The 16800-nt window shown below is 68.3% G+C and carries 12 protein-coding genes; 2 read left to right on the top strand and 10 right to left on the bottom strand.

Annotation, left to right across the window (positions count from 1 at the left end; genetic code table 11):
- Positions 1-42 precede the first annotated feature (42 nt).
- The 7 genes from HAV22_RS00435 to kdgD all read right to left on the bottom strand — a co-directional run bounded on the left by HAV22_RS00435 (position 43) and on the right by kdgD (position 8878).
- A complete protein-coding gene (locus HAV22_RS00435) occupies positions 43-771 on the bottom strand; it encodes a transporter substrate-binding domain-containing protein (RefSeq protein WP_166855398.1) in 729 nt (242 codons plus the stop codon).
- A 52-nt stretch (positions 772-823) separates the two neighbouring features.
- Positions 824-3025, bottom strand: a complete 2202-nt coding sequence (locus tag HAV22_RS00430) for an NADP-dependent malic enzyme (RefSeq protein WP_166855396.1) — start codon at positions 3023-3025, stop codon at positions 824-826.
- A gap of 272 nt (positions 3026-3297) precedes the next feature.
- Positions 3298-3918, bottom strand: coding sequence for a flavin reductase family protein (locus tag HAV22_RS00425; protein WP_166855394.1), 621 nt, complete (start codon positions 3916-3918; stop codon positions 3298-3300).
- Between the two features lie 43 nt (positions 3919-3961).
- Positions 3962-4849, bottom strand: a complete 888-nt coding sequence (locus tag HAV22_RS00420; protein ID WP_208295997.1) for an SMP-30/gluconolactonase/LRE family protein — start codon at positions 4847-4849, stop codon at positions 3962-3964.
- A complete protein-coding gene (locus HAV22_RS00415) occupies positions 4842-6251 on the bottom strand; it encodes an MFS transporter (RefSeq protein ID WP_166855393.1) in 1410 nt (469 codons plus the stop codon). The genes HAV22_RS00420 and HAV22_RS00415 overlap by 8 nt, the downstream gene beginning before the upstream one ends.
- 114 nt (positions 6252-6365) lie before the next feature.
- Positions 6366-7946, bottom strand: coding sequence for an aldehyde dehydrogenase (NADP(+)) (locus tag HAV22_RS00410; RefSeq protein ID WP_166855391.1), 1581 nt, complete (start codon positions 7944-7946; stop codon positions 6366-6368).
- Between the two features lie 20 nt (positions 7947-7966).
- Positions 7967-8878 carry a 5-dehydro-4-deoxyglucarate dehydratase gene (gene kdgD, locus HAV22_RS00405; protein ID WP_166855389.1) on the bottom strand — a complete coding sequence of 304 codons (912 nt, stop codon included), beginning with the start codon at positions 8876-8878 and terminating at the stop codon, positions 7967-7969.
- A 355-nt stretch (positions 8879-9233) separates the two neighbouring features.
- Here kdgD and HAV22_RS00400 point away from each other — a divergent pair, with 355 nt between their 5' ends.
- Together HAV22_RS00400 and HAV22_RS00395 are read left to right on the top strand one after the other, a co-directional pair.
- Positions 9234-12167, top strand: a complete 2934-nt coding sequence (locus tag HAV22_RS00400; protein ID WP_166855387.1) for a TonB-dependent receptor plug domain-containing protein — start codon at positions 9234-9236, stop codon at positions 12165-12167.
- Positions 12168-12418: 251 nt separating this feature from the next.
- Positions 12419-13297, top strand: coding sequence for a methyl-accepting chemotaxis protein (locus tag HAV22_RS00395; RefSeq protein WP_166855386.1), 879 nt, complete (start codon positions 12419-12421; stop codon positions 13295-13297).
- Positions 13298-13324: 27 nt separating this feature from the next.
- Here HAV22_RS00395 and HAV22_RS00390 read toward each other — a convergent pair whose 3' ends face one another.
- The 3 genes from HAV22_RS00390 to HAV22_RS00380 form a co-directional block, all read right to left on the bottom strand.
- Positions 13325-14074 carry a FadR/GntR family transcriptional regulator gene (locus HAV22_RS00390; protein ID WP_166855385.1) on the bottom strand — a complete coding sequence of 250 codons (750 nt, stop codon included), beginning with the start codon at positions 14072-14074 and terminating at the stop codon, positions 13325-13327.
- Between the two features lie 144 nt (positions 14075-14218).
- Entirely contained in the window at positions 14219-15028 is an 810-nt protein-coding gene (locus HAV22_RS00385; protein ID WP_166855383.1) for an NAD-dependent epimerase/dehydratase family protein, read from the bottom strand.
- Positions 15029-15113: 85 nt separating this feature from the next.
- Positions 15114-16577 (bottom strand): SEL1-like repeat protein, encoded by a 1464-nt coding sequence (locus HAV22_RS00380; protein ID WP_166855381.1) that lies wholly within the window; start codon positions 16575-16577, stop codon positions 15114-15116.
- Positions 16578-16800: the final 223 nt, after the last annotated feature.

Genomic DNA, 16800 nt, shown 5'->3' with positions numbered 1-16800 from the left:
GTTGGTTTGAAATCGGTTTCAGACCGACAGCTTAGCAAAGAATCAGCCGGCCGGGGCGATCGATGCGCCTTCGATGCCGTGCCGCGCCAGCGCGGCGGCGACAACGCCTTCCGCCTTCATCGCTTCCACGAAGCCGGCGACGAACGCGGCGGCCGCCTCGCCACGGCGCTTGGGCACGCCCATCGCCTGGCGGATGACCATGAAGCGGCCGTCCAGCAGGCGCAGGCCGGGCCGCGTGCGCGCATCCGCTTCCAGCTGCTGGCGCACGCCGGCGGCCACGGCGGCGTCCGCATCAAGGAACGTGGCGACGACGGCGGGCGAGGAGGGCGCCCGCACGATCTCCGCGTGCTGCAGGTTGCGGGTCAGGTACAGGTCGTACGCGCTGCCCTTGCCGACGACGACGCGGTGGCCGGCCCGGTCGACGTCGTCGTTGGCGCGGATGGGCGAACCGTCGCGGACGAGGTAGCTGCCCTCGATCAGCACGTACGGCGCCGTGAACGCAATCTCGGTACCGCGCGCGGGGTCGATGGCGAAGAAGCCGACGTCGGCCGCATCGGCGACGACGGCGTCCACGGACCTGGCGGCCGTGTCCACGACGACGAGGGACAGGTCCACGCCGAGCCGGCGGGCGAGTTCGCGCGCGAGGTCGACGGAGACCCCTGCGGCGCCATCGGCCGTCGCATGGGCGAGGATCGGGTTGCCGAGATTGATCGCGGCGCGCAGTACGCCCGTCGGGGCGAGCGCGGCGCGGATTGTGGAATCGGGAATCATCGCAGTCCTTCGATCGGCGGTGCGCGCCGCGGGCCGGCGCGCACCCTGGCGCTTAGCGGGCTTCCGCCACCGCCAGTGCCGTCATGTTGACGATCCGGCGCACCGTCGCGCTGGGGCTCAGGATGTGCACGGATTTCGCCGCGCCCAGCAGGATCGGGCCCACCGTCACGCCCTTGCCCGACGTGACCTTCAGAACGTTGAACAGGATGTTGGCGGCATCCAGCGACGGCATCACGAGCAGGTTGGCGCTGCCGCCGAAGTCATTCTTCGGCTGATAGATGCGGCGGATGTCTTCCGACAGCGCCGCGTCGCCGTGGACTTCGCCCAGCACCGGCAGTTCCGGTGCCGATTGCGCGAGCAGCGCGCGCGCGTCGCGCATGCGTTGCGCGGACGGGCGCTCGGACGAGCCGAAGATCGAGTGCGACACGAGGGCCGCCTTCGGCTCGAGGCCGAAGTGGCGCATCTCCGTCGCCGCGAGCTTCGTGATCGCCGCCAGTTCCTGCGCGGACGGGTTGTCGTTCACGTAGGTGTCGGTGATGAACAAGGTCATCTTGTCGAGCACGAGCGCGTTCATCGCGGCCAGCACGTCGGCGCCCGGCGCGAGGCCGATTTCGTTCTTCACGTGCGCGAGGTGGTCGTCGTAGCGACCCTGCATGCCGCAGATCAGCGAGTCGACCTCGCCCGCGTTCAGCAGGCGCGTGCCCTGCAACGTGGTGTCGCCTTCGGCTTCCACGAGCGTGTAGTCGACGCCGGCCTTCAGGCGCAAGCCCGACTGCTTGATCGCCTGCTCGACCTCCGCCGCGCGGCCAATCAGCACGGGCTTGGCGATGCCCTCGTCGACGACGGTCTGCACGGCGCGCAGCACGCGCGGCTCGCTGCCGTCCGCGTAGGCGACGCGCTTCGGCGCGGCCTTCGCCTTCGCGAACACGGGCTTCATGAAGAAGCCGGTGTGGTAGATCATCTCGCCCAGCTTGTCGCGGTAGGCGTCCATGTCGGCGATGGGGCGCGTGGCGACGCCCGACGCTTCCGCTGCCTTGGCGACGGCCGGCGCGATGGCGGCCATCAGGCGCGGGTCGAACGGTTTCGGGATGATGTAGTCGGGGCCGAAGTTCAGGTCCTGGCCGGCGTAGGCGGCGGCGACGGCGTCGTTGGCTTCCGCCTCGGCCAGGTCGGCGATCGCGCTCACGCAGGCGAGCTTCATCTCCGTCGTGATGCGCGTGGCGCCGCAATCGAGGGCGCCGCGGAAGATGTACGGGAAGCACAGCACGTTGTTGACCTGGTTCGGATAGTCCGAGCGGCCGGTCGCGATGATGCAATCCGGGCGGGCGGCCTTCGCCAGTTCCGGGCGGATCTCCGGTTCCGGATTCGCCAGCGCCAGGATGACGGGGCGGTCGGCCATCGTCTTGACCATGTCGCCCGTGAGCACACCCGCCGTCGAGCAGCCGAGGAACACGTCCGCACCGGCGACGATGTCGGCCAGGGTGCGCGCGTCCGTCGCTTGCGCGTACCTGGCCTTGTTCGCTTCCATGTTCGCTTCACGGCCCTGCCAGATCACGCCTTTCGAGTCGGTGACGAAGACGTTCTCGCGCTTCACGCCCAGGCTCACCATCATGTCGAGGCAGGCGATGGCCGCGGCGCCTGCGCCGGACGCCACCAGCTTCACGGTGCCGATGTCCTTGCCGACGACTTTCAGTGCGTTCAGCAGCGCGGCGCTGGAGATGATGGCGGTGCCGTGCTGGTCGTCGTGGAAGACGGGGATGTTCATCCGTTCGGACAGCTTCTTCTCGATGTAGAAGCACTCGGGCGCCTTGATGTCCTCGAGGTTGATGCCGCCGACGGTCGGCTCGAGCATGGCGATCGCGTCGATGAGTTTATCGGGATCGTTCTCGGCCAGTTCCAGGTCGAACACGTCGACGCCGGCGAATTTCTTGAACAGGCAGCCCTTGCCTTCCATGACGGGCTTGCTGGCCAGCGGACCGATATTGCCCAGGCCGAGGACGGCGGTGCCGTTCGAGATGACGGCGACCAGGTTGCCGCGCGACGTGTAGTCGGCCGCGGTGGACGGATCGGCGGCGATCTCCTCGCAGGCGTAGGCGACGCCGGGCGAATAGGCCAGCGACAGGTCGCGCTGGTTCGACAGGGGCTTCGTGGCGACGACCTCGATCTTGCCGCGCACGGGGCTGCGGTGGTATTCGAGCGCGTCGGCGCGCAGCTGGGTGTCTTTAGCCTCGTTCAGGCTGCTCTCAGTACTCATGGTTTCTCCTTGCCGCTTTGCGCGGACGATGTTGTGAATTCTTGCGGCGTCCGGCGCGCGGCAGGGACCGCGCGCGGACGCGTGCCGGGACCGCCGCCGCGCTCCGAGTCGGCGGCGGGTGGTGGTGCGCCTCCGTCGCCCGCGCGGCGCGGGTGGCCGGGGCTGCACGCGCGCTCCTGGCGCAGGCGTGGACGGGGCGCCGTGGTCAACGGCGATACGCGATCATACGTGATCGCGGCCGATGTTGCCTACTAAGCCAGATATTGGGAATATCACGTAGGCCTGAACATCCGGAACAACTGTTCGGGCCCGACTTCGAAATAATCGGCCGGACCGCCGCCCCGCAGGATGTGGCCTGCGCGTGCCGTGTCGTAGACGCCGTCCGTGAGCAGCGCGCGGTCGACGTGCACGCCGACCACTTCTCCCAGCACGAGCCAGGAGGGCGCCGGCCGGCCCTCCGCGTCCTGGAGGCGCACGAGCTGGGTGAGCCGGCACTCGAACGAGACTGGCGCTTCCCGCACGCGCGGCACGTCCACGAGCCGCGACGGGGCGGGTGTGAGGCCGGCCAGCCCGAACTCGTCGACGTCGGGCGGCACGGCGGCGCACGTCGCGTTCATGCGCTCGGCGAGCGTGCGGGTGGCCAGGTTCCAGCAGAACTGCCCCGTTTCTTCCACGTTGCGGACGGTGTCCTTGTAGCCGATGCTGGCGAAGCCCACGATCGGAGGCGTGTAATTGAAGGCGTTGAAAAAGCTGTACGGCGCGAGATTCGGGACGCCGGCGCGGCTCCTGGTCGAGATCCAGCCGATGGGCCGGGGGCCGACGATGGCGTTGAAGGGATCGTGCGGCAAACCGTGGCCTGCGCGCGGTTCGTAAAAATGGATGTTGTCGGTCATCCGGATACGATACCGCATCCGCCGGAAACGCGTGCCGAGTCACTCAGCCGCCGAACGGCGTCTCCGGCACGCCGCGCACGCCCGGCCGCACGAGCAGCACGGCCCCCGCGAGCGCATCGTCTTCCCGTCCCGGCTGCACGATCGACGTGACGAGCAGCGTGTCGAGATCGGGCCCGCCGAAGCAGGGCATCGACGGCTTGGCGACCGGCAGCGCCAGTTCGCGGTCCAGTTTTCCGGCGGGCGTGAAGCGCAGCAGGCTGGCGCCGTCGTTGCCCGCGACCCAGTAGCAGCCGTCGCTGTCCATCGCCGCGCCGTCCGGGCGCCCCGTGTACACGGCCATGTCGACGAACAGGCGGCGGTCGTGCGGCACGCCCGTGTCGATGTCGTAGTCGAATGCCCACACGCGGCGGCGTGCCGGGTGCGAATCGGACAGGTACATCGTGCGCCCGTCGGGCGACCACGCCAGGCCGTTCTGCGTGACGAGGCTTGAAACCAAGGGTGCCGACAGGCCCTGCGCGTCGTAGCGGTACAGGCACCCCACCGGAAGCGCGGCGGCCATGTCCATCCACATCGTCCCGCTCCAGAAGCGCCCCTGGCGGTCGGTGCGGCCGTCATTGAAGCGCATGCCCGGCGCCAGCTCGGACGGTGCGGCGAGCCGCTCGGCGCGCACGCTCCCGTCGTCTTTCAGGTCGACGGCGAAGATGCCCGTCTCCATGCCGGCGATCAGCCCACCGGCCGCGCGCGGCGCAATGCACGCGACCATCTCGTCCGCCGTCCAGTACCGCGTGGCGCCCGTCGCGTGGTCGAGGCGCCAGATGCGCCGGGCGGGGATGTCGACCCAGTACCAGGCCAGTTCGCCAGCATGCCACACGGGGCTTTCGCCCACGGCGCACGCGACGCCGGGCACGCGTTCCACGCTCGCCTCAAGCATGCGCCAGCTCCTCGGGCAGCCGTGCCGTCGCCTGCGTGGGGACGAGCGCTTTCATGATGCCCCACGCGAGCAGGTAGGCGAGCGCGCAAAACGCGAACATGATCATATAGCCCGTCTGTATCTGGCCTTGCGCGCCATAGTAGTCGAACAGGCGTCCGCCGATTTTCGTGACGAGCACGCCGCCGATGCCGCCCGCCAGGCCGCCGATGCCGACGACGGAGGCGACGCAGTGGCGCGGGAACAGGTCGGAGGTGATCGTCAGCAGATTGCACGACCACGCCTGGTGCGCCGAAGCGCCGATGCCGATCAGGATCACGGGTACCCAGAAGCCGAGGTGACCCAGCGGCTGCGCGAGCAGCACGGCGAGCGGGAAGAACGCGATCATGAGCATCGCTTTCATGCGGCTGTCGTACGGTGCGCTGCCCGCGCGCATGAAGCGCGACGGCAGGGCGCCGCCGCCGATGCTGCCGACCATCGTCATGCTGTACAGGACGGCCAGCGGCAGCACGAGATCGGACGTCGCCATGCCGTATTTATCGGTCAGGTATTTCGGCAGCCAGAAGAGAAAGAACCACCACACGCCGTCCGTCAGGAATTTACCGACGACGAACGCCCACGTCTGGCGCAGGCCCAGCAACGTGCGCCACCCAGGTGCGGGGCCGGTCGCCGCGACGGGCGCGGTGCCGCCGTCGTCGCTGCGGATGTACGCGAGTTCCGCGGACGACAGGCGGCGCTGACGGGCCGGTTCGTCGAACAGGAAGACCCAGAACACGACCCACAGGAAGCCGATGGCGCCGATCCAGATGAACGCCGCCTGCCAGCCCCAGATCGCGGCGAGGATCGGCACCGTCAGCGGCGCCAGGATCGCGCCGATGTTGGCGCCGGAATTGAAGATGCCGGTCGCGAACGAGCGCTCCGACTTCGGAAAATACTCGGCCGTCGCGCGGATCGCGGCCGGGAAGTTGCCCGCCTCGCCGATCGCGAGGATCGTGCGCGCGACGATGAAGCCGACGACGGACGCCGGCACCGCAAGGCCCAGCAGTGCCTTCACGCCCGCACCCAGTTCGAGCGAGTACGCGTGGGCGACGGCGCCGCCCGACCACACGACGATGGCAAGCAGGTACGCGGTCTTGGTGCCGAGGCGGTCGACGATGCGGCCCGCGAACAGCAGGGCGATCGCGTACATGAACTGGAAGGCGGCGGCGATGTTCGCATAGTCCGTGTTCGACCAGCCGAATTCCTTCGACAGCGACGGCGCCAGCAGGCTCAGGACCTGGCGGTCGAGGTAGTTGACGGTCGTGGCGAAGAACAGAAGGGCGCAGATGGTCCACCGGTAGTTGCCGCCGGCGGGCCGGGTGGCGGGGCTGGCGACGGTGGCGTCGCCCGTGCGGTTGCGTGTCATGGTCAGGCCTTGTAGTGATTTTGCTGACGTGTGCGGCCGATGTCTCCCTCGGCCGTTGCGGGTGGCGGGCACATCGTACCAGCCACCCGATACTGCGATGCGTCTACATGATGATTATTTCGCGCCGCGCAGCTCGCCGTCGATCATGCGCGCGAGGTGCAGCGGATTGTCGTCGCGCAGCGCGTCCGGCAGCAGTTCGGCCGGCACGTCCTGGTAGCACACGGGGCGCAGGAACCGGTCGATGGCGGTGGCCCCGACGGACGTCGTGCGGCTGTCCGACGTGGCCGGGAACGGGCCGCCATGGACCATCGCGTGAGATACCTCGACGCCGGTCGGGAAGCCGTTGAACAACACGCGGCCGGCCTTGCGCTCCAGCGTGGGCAGCAGGCCCGCCGCCAGTTCGCGGTCGGCGCCGGTGGCGTGCACGGTGGCCGTCAGCTGGCCTTCCAGGTGGTGCGCCACCGCCAGCATCTCGGCCTCGTCGCGGCAGGCGACCAGCAGCGACGCGGGGCCGAAGATCTCTTCATCGAGCGCCGGGCTCGCGAGGTAGGTGGCGGCGTCGCACGCGTACAGTGCGGCCTGCGCGGCGCAGCCCGCGCCCTCGCTGGCGCCTTGCGCGACGAGCGCGACGCCATCGATGCCGGTGCGGCGGCCGACGGCGTCGACATAGGCCTTGTGGATGCCGGCCGTGAGCATCGTGCCCGCGCCTTTTGCGCCCAGCGCGTCGGCAGCGGCAGCGCGGAACGCGTCGAGGTCGGGGCCCGCCAGGCCGATCACCAGGCCCGGGTTCGTGCAGAACTGGCCGACACCCAGGGTGAGCGAATCGACGAAGCCCTGCGCCAGCTTGGCGCCGGCGGCGGCGAGGGCGCCCGGCAGCATGAATACGGGATTAATGCTGCTCATCTCCGCATAGACGGGAATCGGCTGCTTGCGCGCGTTCGCCGTGTGCACGAGGGCGAGGCCGCCCTGGCGCGAGCCCGTGAAGCCGACGGCCTGGATGGCCGGGTGGGCGACCAGCGCCTGGCCGGCCACGCGGCCCTCGCCGATCAGCAGCGAGAACACGCCGTCCGGCATGCCGCAGTCCTCGGCGGCCTGGCGCACCGCCTTGCCGACCAGTTCCGACGTACCCAGATGGGCGCTGTGCGCCTTCACGACGACGGGGCAGCCGGCGGCCAGCGCCGATGCCGTGTCGCCGCCGGCGACGGAGAACGCGAGCGGGAAGTTCGATGCGCCGAACACGGCGACGGGGCCCAGCGGGATCTTGCGCATGCGCAGGTCCGCACGGGGCGGCGTGCGCTGGGGCAGAGCGGAGTCTAGCGTCGCCTCGAGGAAGTGCCCGTCGCGCACGACTTTCGCGAACAGGCGCAGCTGGTTGCACGTGCGTGCGCGTTCGCCTTCAAGGCGCGCCGGCGGCAGGCCGGATTCGGCCGAGGCGCGCTCGATGAGCGCCGGGCCGATGTCCATGATGCGGTCGGCGATGGTTTCCAAAAAGCGCGCTCGCTGCTCCAGCGGCAGGTTGCGGTAGGTGTCGAATGCGCCTTCCGCCAGCGCGCACGCGGCGGCGACGTCGTCCGCCGTCGCCAGGCCGAATGCCGGCTCCATCTCCGCGCGCGTGGCCGGGTTGAACGCGCGCGTGGTGCCGGCGCTGCCGCGCACGACACGGCGGCCGATGATCATCTCGCCCTGAATCGTCATTTGTTCGTTCTCCTTCGAGGTCATTGCGCGCCCTGGGCGACGATCAGTTTGTGCAGCATGTCGCATTCTTCGTCCGTCAGGTCCGTCAGCGGCGCACGCACGGGGCCGCCATCGTGGCCGACGAGGCGGGCGCCCGCTTTCACGATCGACACGGCGTAGCCGGCCTTGCGGTTGCGGATCGCCAGGTACGGCAGGAAGAATTCGTCCAGCAGGCGGTTCGTCGTCGCGTAATCGTCCTTCGCGATCGCGCGATAGAAATCCATCGCGAGCTTCGGCATGAAGTTGAACACGGCCGACGAATACACGGGGACTCCCAGCGCCTTGTACGCGGCGGCATACACTTCCGCCGTCGGCAGGCCGCCCAGGTAGCTGAAGCGGTCGCCCATGCGGCGCCAGATCGACACCATCAGTTCGATGTCGCCGATGCCGTCCTTGAAGCCGATCAGGTTGGGGCAGCGGTCGGCCAGCTTTTCCAGCGAATCGGGCGTCAGGCGGCATTGCGCGCGGTTGTACACGACGACGCCGATGTTCACGGATTTGCAGACCTGCTCGACGTGGGCGACGAGGCCGTCCTGGCTCGCTTCGGTCAGGTAGTGCGGCAGCAGCAGCACGCCCTTGGCGCCGAGGCGCTCCGCCTCCTGGGCGAACGCGATGGCGCTGCGCGTGGGGCCGCCGGCGCCGGCGAGGATCGGGACCTTGCCCGCGCACGTGTCGACCGCGGTCTTGATCACTTGCGAATACTCGTCGTGCGTGAGCGAGAAGAACTCGCCGGTGCCGCCGGCCGCGAACAGGGCCGTCGCGCCATACGGGGCGAGCCATTCGAGGCGCTCGACGTACGTGCTCGGGCGGAAGTTTCCTTCCGCGTCGAAGTCGGTGATGGGGAAGGACAGCAGGCCGGACGACATGACCTGTTTGAGTTCTTGCGGATTCATTCGTGCTCCAGAAAGATGCGAAATAATGGTTTGCCTACAATTGTCAGTCATCGTACAAGTGGGTCGCGAAAACCGCAAGCAGAAAATCTTACCCCGGCGGCGCCGGCGCCACTGATGCGGAACCGGGTATCGTAGACGCGAAAAAAATGATTGGACAGGGTATTTACCAAATCGTAAGAAATGCGCTACATTGCGATGATAGCGGTAACAGGTAGCGGTATCATCGCTATGGAAGCCAGGTTGAAAGCAGTAGAAGGAGAGGCAGCGATCCGGGACGAGGCGGGGCGACAACCGCCGGTCCCGGCATCGGGGTCCGCCACGCGGACCCGATAACCATCACAAGAACGGAGACGATATGCCAACGCAGTTTCGCAAGACCCTGATCCATCTCGCCGTCGTCGGCGCCTGCGGCGCGCTCGCGCTGCCGGGACACGCCCAGGACACCCCGCCGGACGCGGCGCCCGGCGCCACGCCGGCGGCGCCGGCGCCGGCCGCCAACGACGGCGTGAGCACCGTCGTCGTATCCGGCTCGCGCATCGCCGCGCGCGGATTCAACCAGCCGACGCCGACGACGACATTGACGGCGGACGACCTGGCGAAAGCCGCCAAGCCGAACCTGTTCGAGACCCTCACGGAACTGCCCGCGCTGCAGGGCAGCACGGGCCGCACCACGTTCACGTACAGCACGTCGAGCGGCGTGCAGGGCCTGTCGTCGCTGTCGCTGCGCGGCCTCGGCACCATCCGGACGCTCACCCTGCTGGACGGCCAGCGCGTCGTCGGCGCCAACGTCACGGGCGTGACGGACGTGAGCCAGTTCCCGCAACTGCTCGTCAAGCGGGTGGACGTCGTGACGGGCGGCGCGTCCGCATCGTACGGGTCGGACGCGGTGGGCGGCGTCGTCAACTTCATCACGGACAAGAAGTTCGACGGCTTCAAGTTCAACGCCGAAGGGGGCATGACGACGTACCACGACGACAAGAACGGCACGCTGCAAGCCGCGTGGGGCCGCGGTTTCATGAACGACCGGCTGCACGTGGAGGCGAGCGGCGAATTCACGAAGGAGAACGGCATCGACTCGCCGGGCTTCGGCGAAGTGGGCGCGAACGGCCGCACGTGGTACATGAACCCTGCGCTGCAGGAATCGACGAAGGCAATGCAGGCCGCGGGCGCGCCCCGCTACAAGAGCATCCTCCATGCGCAGCACGTGCAGTATGCGAAGTATGGCCTCATCACGAACGGACCGCTGAAAGGCACGGCGTTCGGTGCGGGCGGCACGCCGTTCCCGTTCCAGTACGGGACGGATTGCGTCGGCAACTTCTGCGTCGGCGGCGACCTGTCCGGCAGCGTGGGAGCAGGTACGAATCTCGCGATGAACTTCAAGCGCCAGGTCGCGTACACGCGCGTGTCGTGGGACCTCGACCCCGACAACGAGATCTACGTGACGGGCAACTGGGCGCAGGTGACATCCGTGTTCTCGCCGAACCCGGGCGCGGCCAAGCAGGCGAACCTCAACATCCGCTGCGACAACGCCTACCTGCCGGCGTCCGTCGCGGCCGATTGCGCGGCCGGTTACCCGAGCGGCGCCATGCAGGTCGGCACGGCGAACGCGGAATTCCCCGCCAATATCACCGTGCACCCGACGCGCACGCAACGGCGCTTCGTCGTGGGCGCGGACGGCCGCTTCGCCCTGTTCGGCAAGGACTGGTCGTACGACGCGTACGCGGAACACGGCGAGAACACGACCGTCATCCACGTGCAGGACATCACCTTGAACCGCCGCTACAACTACGCGATCGACGCCGTGCGCGACGCGAGCGGCAACATCGTCTGCCGCGACGCGAACGCGCGCGCGAACGGCTGCCAGCCGATCGATATCCTCGGCGCCGTGCCGATCAACATGGCCGGCTGGTCGTACATCGCGCCGCAGAACGGCCCGATGCAGCACACGGATTCGAGCCAGAACGTCGTCAGCGGGAACATCCACGGCGACGTGTTCGAAGGCTGGGCCGGTCCCGTGTCGATGGCGGCCGGCGCAGAATGGCGGCGCGAGGATTATTCCGTGCACGGCGATCCGTACGGCGCCGGCGTCGACCTGCAGTCGCGCTACGGTCCGAGCTACCCGCTGGACACGACCTTGTCGACGGGCGGCGACAACTGGTTCGCGGGGAATTACCACAACGGCCGCGGCGCGTTCAACGTGAAGGAGGCCTATGTCGAATTCAACGTGCCGTTCCTGAAGTCCGCCACGTGGGGCGAGGCGAACCTGAACGTCGCGGACCGCCAGGAAAAATACAGCACGGCGGGCCACGCCAGCGCGTGGAAGGTCGGCGCCACGTGGAAGACGCCGATCGACGGCCTGCGCCTGCGCGCCGTGAGCTCGAAGGACGTGCGCGCGCCGAACTTGTCGGAGCTGTTCGCCGCGATGACGGTCACGAACCAGGCCGTGAACAATGCGCAGGGATCGTCGGTGCAGATCCAGCAGCGTAACGTCGGCAACCCCGACCTGAAGCCGGAAGTCGCCCGCAACAACTCGTTCGGCATCGTGCTGAGCCAGCCGTCGTGGGCGCGCGGCTTCAACCTGGCCGTCGACTACTACGACATCAAGGTCAAGAACGTGATCAACTCGCTGGGCCCCCAGCAGGAAGTCGACCTGTGCTACGCCGGTTACCAGAACGTGTGCTCGGCCGTGTCGATCAACGGGCCGGCCGGCACGAATTACGTGCTGGCGCAGAGCTTCAACTTCGCGTCGCTGCACACGAAGGGCGTCGACATCGAGACGACGTACCGCACGAACCTGCGCGACTTCGGGCTGCCGGGCGCGTTCACCTTGCGCGGCATGGCCAGCCGCACGATCCACGCCGTGTCCGATCCGGGCCTGCCCGGCACCACGCCGAGCGAGGGCGCGGGCAATATGGCGGGCAGCACGCCGAAGTGGAAGGCGCTCGTGACGGAAACGTGGGACAACGGCAAACTGAGTCTCAGCCTGACGGAGCGCTGGGTCAGCGCGGGCGTGTTCAGCAACGAGTACATCGAATGCCAGGCGAATTGCCCGTTGCCGACGGCCGCGCATCCGACCATCTACGACAACCATTTGCCGGGCGCGACCTACGTCGACGTGGGTGCCGCGTACCAGTTCGCGAAGGAGTCGATGTTGTACTTCAAGATCGACAACCTGGCCGACCATGGCCCGGCGCTCGTCCCGCAGACGAACCTGAGCATCGGCGTCAACCCGGCGATCTACGACGTGATCGGCCGTACTTACCGCGCGGGGGTGCGCATGCGCTTCTGACGGCGTCCGTCTCCTCCTTGATTTCCAAATCGATAATTAATGTTGCGCATAAAAACATAAAGTTTCTTTTATGCGATCCAGCGGTTTCGCCTGGATGGATTTGGATAGATTGGTGTTGTCGAGGAGGAGACAACCATGCGCCATCTTACGATCAAACAGACGTTCATCACCCTGTTGGCCTTGACCCTCTTGATGGCCGACCTCATGCGGGCGACGTTGCCGTCGAATTCGACGACGAGGTGGGGCGGCTGATGGGCGCCATCGCCGCCATCAATGGCAACCTGCACGACATGCTGGCGAAGATCCGCCTGAGCACGGAAAGCATGGCGACGGCCACCGACGAAATCGCGACGGGTAATGCCGACCTGTCGGCGCGCGCGGAGGCCCGGGCGGGCGGGCTCGAGGAAAGCGCGGGCGCCATGGAAGCGCTGCCGGACACGGTCAAGCGCAACGCCGCCAACGCGCAGAACGCCAACGAACTGGCTGCGTGTTCGTCGACCGCGGCCGGCAAGGGCGGCGACGTGATGGCGCAGGTCGTGTCGACGATGGGCCAGATCAAGGACGGCTCGGCGCGCATCAGCGACATCATCGGCGTGATCGACAGCGTCGCGCTCCAGACCGATATCCTCGCGCTGAACGCGGCGGTGGAAGCGGCCCGCGCGGGCGAGCAGGGACGCGGCTTCGCCGTCGTCGCGCAGGAAGTGCGTGGCCTGGCCCAGCGCAGCGCGGCGGCCGCACGCGAGATCAAGGTCTTGATCGACGACGCCGTGCAGAGCGTCGAGACGGGCAGCCGCCTCGTCGACACGGCGGGCGACGCGATGGACGGGATCATGGGCGCCATCCGCCAGGTGTCCGGCATCCTCGGCGCCATCGTCCGCGCCAGCGCGGAGCAGGGCAACGGCATCGCGGACGTCAGCACGGGCGTGCACCAGATGGATGGGATCGCGCAGCAGAACGCGCCCCTCGTGGAACAGGCCGCGGCCGCAGCCGAGAGCTTGAAGGAACAGGCGCAGGCGCTGCTGCAGGCCGTCGGCATCTTCACCCTGGAACAGGGAGGACTGCCCCGCGTGCCCGCGCGGCCCGCGCTCGCGCCAGGCCGCCCCACGTTGAAACTCGTGCGGACGGCGTAGCGACAATACCGCTGCCGCGCCGCGCGCTCAGGACGCGGGCCGGTCCTGCAGCCGCTGTTGCGCCTCGCGCAGCCGCTCGCGGCTGTTGGACAAATGGGTGCGCATGGCGGCGCGCGCCGCTTCCGGGTCGCGCCGGAGGATCGCCTTGTAGATGTCCTCGTGCTCGCGGTTCACGCGTTCCAGGTAGTCCGTTGGCTTGTCCTCGCCGAGACCCGGCGTGTTCAGGCGCGCGCGCGGGATGATCGCGCTGCCCAGTTGCCCGAGCAGCTCGACGAAGTAGCGGTTGTCCGTCGCTTCCGCGATCAGCTGGTGGAAGCGTACGTCGGCTTCGACCGACGTGCGGCCGTTCTCGAGCGCGCGCTGCATCTCGCCCAACGCCTCGCCCATCCGCGCCACTTGCTCGTCGGTGCGGCGCGACGCCGCGAGCCAGGCGGCTTCCGTCTCCATGCTGATGCGCAGCTCGAGGATCGCGAGGACGTCGCGCACCGTCACGACGCTGTCCGCGCCGATGCCGAGCCCCGTGGCCGGCGGCTCCAGCACGAACGTGCCGATGCCGTGGCGCGTCTGCACGAGTCCCCCAGCCTGCAGCTGCGAGATCGCCTCGCGCACGACGGTGCGCGACACGCCGTAGGTTTCCATGATCGCGGATTCCGGCGGCAGCTTGTCGCCGGGGCTGAACTCGGAGCGGCGGATGCGGCTGCTCAGCTCTTCGACGACGCCCTGGGCGAGGTTGCGGTATTTCTTGCGGGCGGGAAGCAGGGTGGTCGGCGAGTTCATGCGGGCGTGGTAAACAGTGGGTCCAGGGCACGATTATAGCCGTGCGGACTCACTTGTCTGACAAGTTCGCAAAAAAATCGCCCACCTCGCTGAGATCGGACGTCAGACGACATCGAGCATGCGATTGCCTGCAATGCGGCCTCGTTACGGCTTGTACTTCGGCCCGTTGTGCAGGAACACGCCACCCTGGTAGAACGTCGCGATGTCGTCGGCGGCCGGGTACTCGACGGTCGGCGGCAGCTTGTCCGCGAACTGGCGCGAGCTGTCCTGCGGCTTGTAGCCGAGGAAGGCGGCATGGCGGTCGTCCCACCAGCGGCCGTCGTTGTCGGAGATGCCGAACGCGATCGTGTGGCCCACGCGCGGCGTGACGAGTGCGCGGTGCAGCAGCCGCATCAGGTCGTCGAGGGAGAGCCAAGTCGTCATCTGGCGGTAATTCGTCGCCTCCGGCCAGCAGTAGCCGATGCGGATGCAGACGGTCTCCACGCCGAACCGGTCCCAGTAATAGCGCGACAGCGTCTCGCCGAACACCTTCGACACGCCGTAGTAGCCGTCCGCGCGCGGCGGCATCGAGGCGTCGACGAGGTCGGTCGTCTTGTACATGCCCATCGTGTGGTTCGTGCTGGCGAAGACGACGCGGCGGATGCCCAGCTTGTGCACGGCCTCGTACAGGTTCACGATGCCGAGGATGTTCGCCTGCATGATGGGCGCCCATTCCTCTTCGGTGGAGATCCCGCCGAAGTGCAGGATGGCGTCGACGCCTTCGCACATGCGCAGGACGGCGTCGCGGTCGCCAAGGTCGCACAGGTGGATTTCTTCGTGCGGCGCGGCCGGGCCGAAGTCGGCCACGTCGGACAGGCGCACGATGTCGGCGAATTCGTGCAGGCGTTCGCGCAGGCGCCGGCCCAGGTTGCCGGCGGCGCCGGTGAACAGGATACGTTTGAATGGTTTCGTCATCGTTTTGCGTTGATACGGATTGGGAAGCCCAATGCTAACAGCCTTCCCGTCCCGTTGACCAGTGCGCCGCGCCGGTCGCCGCGCCTCATTTGGCCGATGCCACGCGCGGATGCAGCACCGCGTCCGCGCGCTTGCGGTCTTCCGGCGTCAGCGTGGGCGCGAGGGCCTTCAGCGCGGCGCCCGCGCCATCATGGCCGGCCTGTTGCGCCAGCGTGAACAGGACGTAGGCCATTGCAGGGTCTTTCGCGCCGCCTTCGCCGGCAGCCGTCATGACGCCGAGATTGAACAGCGCGTCCGGCTGGCCCTGGCGCGCTGCGGCGCCGAACCACTGCCGTGCCGTCGCGAGGTTCTTGCCGACGACCTCGCCGCTGTAGAAATACGTGCCGAGTGCGAAGCGGGCATCGCGGTCGCCCTTCAGCGCCGCATCCTTGTAGAAGACGATCGCTTGCGCGGGATCGGCCTTCACGCCTTCGCCCAGGTCGCGCATGCGGCCCGCCGCGAACAGCGCGGCGGGTATCCCGGCGCGGGCCGCTGCGTCGAAATACGAGCGCGCCATGGCGAGATCGCGCGGCACGTCGTCGCCGTCGTAGTAGGCGCGGGCGAGGTGGAATTGCGCGGCCGGATAGCCCGCGTCGGCCGCTTCCTTCAACTGTGACAGGCCGCGCACGGGATCGCGCGGCCGGTCCGTGCCGGCCAGCGCACGTTCGCCGAGAATGTCGAGGGCAGGCACGAAACCATAGGCGGCCGCCTTGTCGTACCACGTGCGCGCCCGCGCAGGGTCGCGCGCCACACCGATGCCGCGGTCGTACATCCGCGCCAGCATGAACGCCGCCTCGACGCGCGGCGTCATCGCGTCGGGCTGCGCGGGGTCGAAGCGCATCCGGTCGCCCGGCGCGTATGGCTTGTCGTCCACTTTTTCCAGCCACGCGGCGGCCGCCGCGCCATCCTTTGGCGTGCCCTGGCCGTACAGGTGCTGGCGCGCGAGCATCAGCGCCGCCTCGTCGTAGCCGATCTTGTTCCATGCCGTCTCGAACAACTGCAGCGCCCGCGCGTAGTTCCCGTTGTCGTACGCTTCGAACCCGAGCGCGAGCGTCTTGTCGTTGCGGGCGATGTAGTTGCGGCCCGCCGCGAAGCGGACGTCGGCCACCGTACAGCCGCGTGTCTTCGGCCCCGCGAGCGGCGCGGGCATGCCGCCGTGCTTGTCGATGCCGGAGGAATCGATCAGGTTCGACACATCGCCATCCGGCGCGAGCGCGTCGATGCGCACGACGTCGTCGGACAGCGGGGCGTCGAGGTCGAAGTCGCGCCGGTACGCGAGCGTGACGGGGTCGTTGGCGGGATGGCGCCGGTCCATGAACGCGCACGACGATGCCGATTTGCCGTTCAGGATGCGGTCCTTCGCCGCGTCGATCGCGTGCGGATCGCCGGCGCCGCCGCGCGCGCCCTTAACGACCACGGTGCCGGGGACGGGCGCGGGTGTCTGCGCATGCGCGGCGCACAGCAGCAGGGAGAGCAGGGCGGGAACGGTGCGGCGGATCGGTGGCTTCATCGATGTCCTCGTGGGCGCGGTGCGGTGGTGGCGGCAAGGATAGCGCACGGCGCGCAGCCCGCACGCCGCCGCGCGATTCGATCACGGAATTGATCGTTCCGGCAGCGCGGCGGGGCGCAGGAGGGCCCCGCGATAACCGCAGGCGCGATAAATGTCACATCGCGCGCGAAAACGGAATCGCAATCGAGGGATTGAGCGATTCGAGCACCGTTCGTGCACGCAC

It is taken from the genome of Telluria antibiotica, assembly GCF_011682055.1.
Classification (GTDB): domain Bacteria; phylum Pseudomonadota; class Gammaproteobacteria; order Burkholderiales; family Burkholderiaceae_D; genus Telluria; species Telluria antibiotica.
This window is presented reverse-complemented; position numbering and strand designations above follow the sequence as displayed.

What these genes read in the sequence shown, in the direction of transcription:
- HAV22_RS00410 (WP_166855391.1), bottom strand. Translation starts at nt 7,946, where the DNA reads ATGACGATTCAGGGCGAGATGATCATCGGCCGCCGTGTCGTGCGCGGC.
- HAV22_RS00420 (WP_208295997.1), bottom strand. Translation starts at nt 4,849, where the DNA reads ATGCTTGAGGCGAGCGTGGAACGCGTGCCCGGCGTCGCGTGCGCCGTG.
- HAV22_RS00435 (WP_166855398.1), bottom strand. Translation starts at nt 771, where the DNA reads ATGATTCCCGATTCCACAATCCGCGCCGCGCTCGCCCCGACGGGCGTA.
- HAV22_RS00415 (WP_166855393.1), bottom strand. Translation starts at nt 6,251, where the DNA reads ATGACACGCAACCGCACGGGCGACGCCACCGTCGCCAGCCCCGCCACC.
- HAV22_RS00385 (WP_166855383.1), bottom strand. Translation starts at nt 15,028, where the DNA reads ATGACGAAACCATTCAAACGTATCCTGTTCACCGGCGCCGCCGGCAAC.
- HAV22_RS00430 (WP_166855396.1), bottom strand. Translation starts at nt 3,025, where the DNA reads ATGAGTACTGAGAGCAGCCTGAACGAGGCTAAAGACACCCAGCTGCGC.
- HAV22_RS00400 (WP_166855387.1), top strand. Translation starts at nt 9,234, where the DNA reads ATGCCAACGCAGTTTCGCAAGACCCTGATCCATCTCGCCGTCGTCGGC.
- HAV22_RS00390 (WP_166855385.1), bottom strand. Translation starts at nt 14,074, where the DNA reads ATGAACTCGCCGACCACCCTGCTTCCCGCCCGCAAGAAATACCGCAAC.
- HAV22_RS00380 (WP_166855381.1), bottom strand. Translation starts at nt 16,577, where the DNA reads ATGAAGCCACCGATCCGCCGCACCGTTCCCGCCCTGCTCTCCCTGCTG.
- kdgD (WP_166855389.1), bottom strand. Translation starts at nt 8,878, where the DNA reads ATGAATCCGCAAGAACTCAAACAGGTCATGTCGTCCGGCCTGCTGTCC.
- HAV22_RS00425 (WP_166855394.1), bottom strand. Translation starts at nt 3,918, where the DNA reads ATGACCGACAACATCCATTTTTACGAACCGCGCGCAGGCCACGGTTTG.
- HAV22_RS00395 (WP_166855386.1), top strand. Translation starts at nt 12,419, where the DNA reads ATGGGCGCCATCGCCGCCATCAATGGCAACCTGCACGACATGCTGGCG.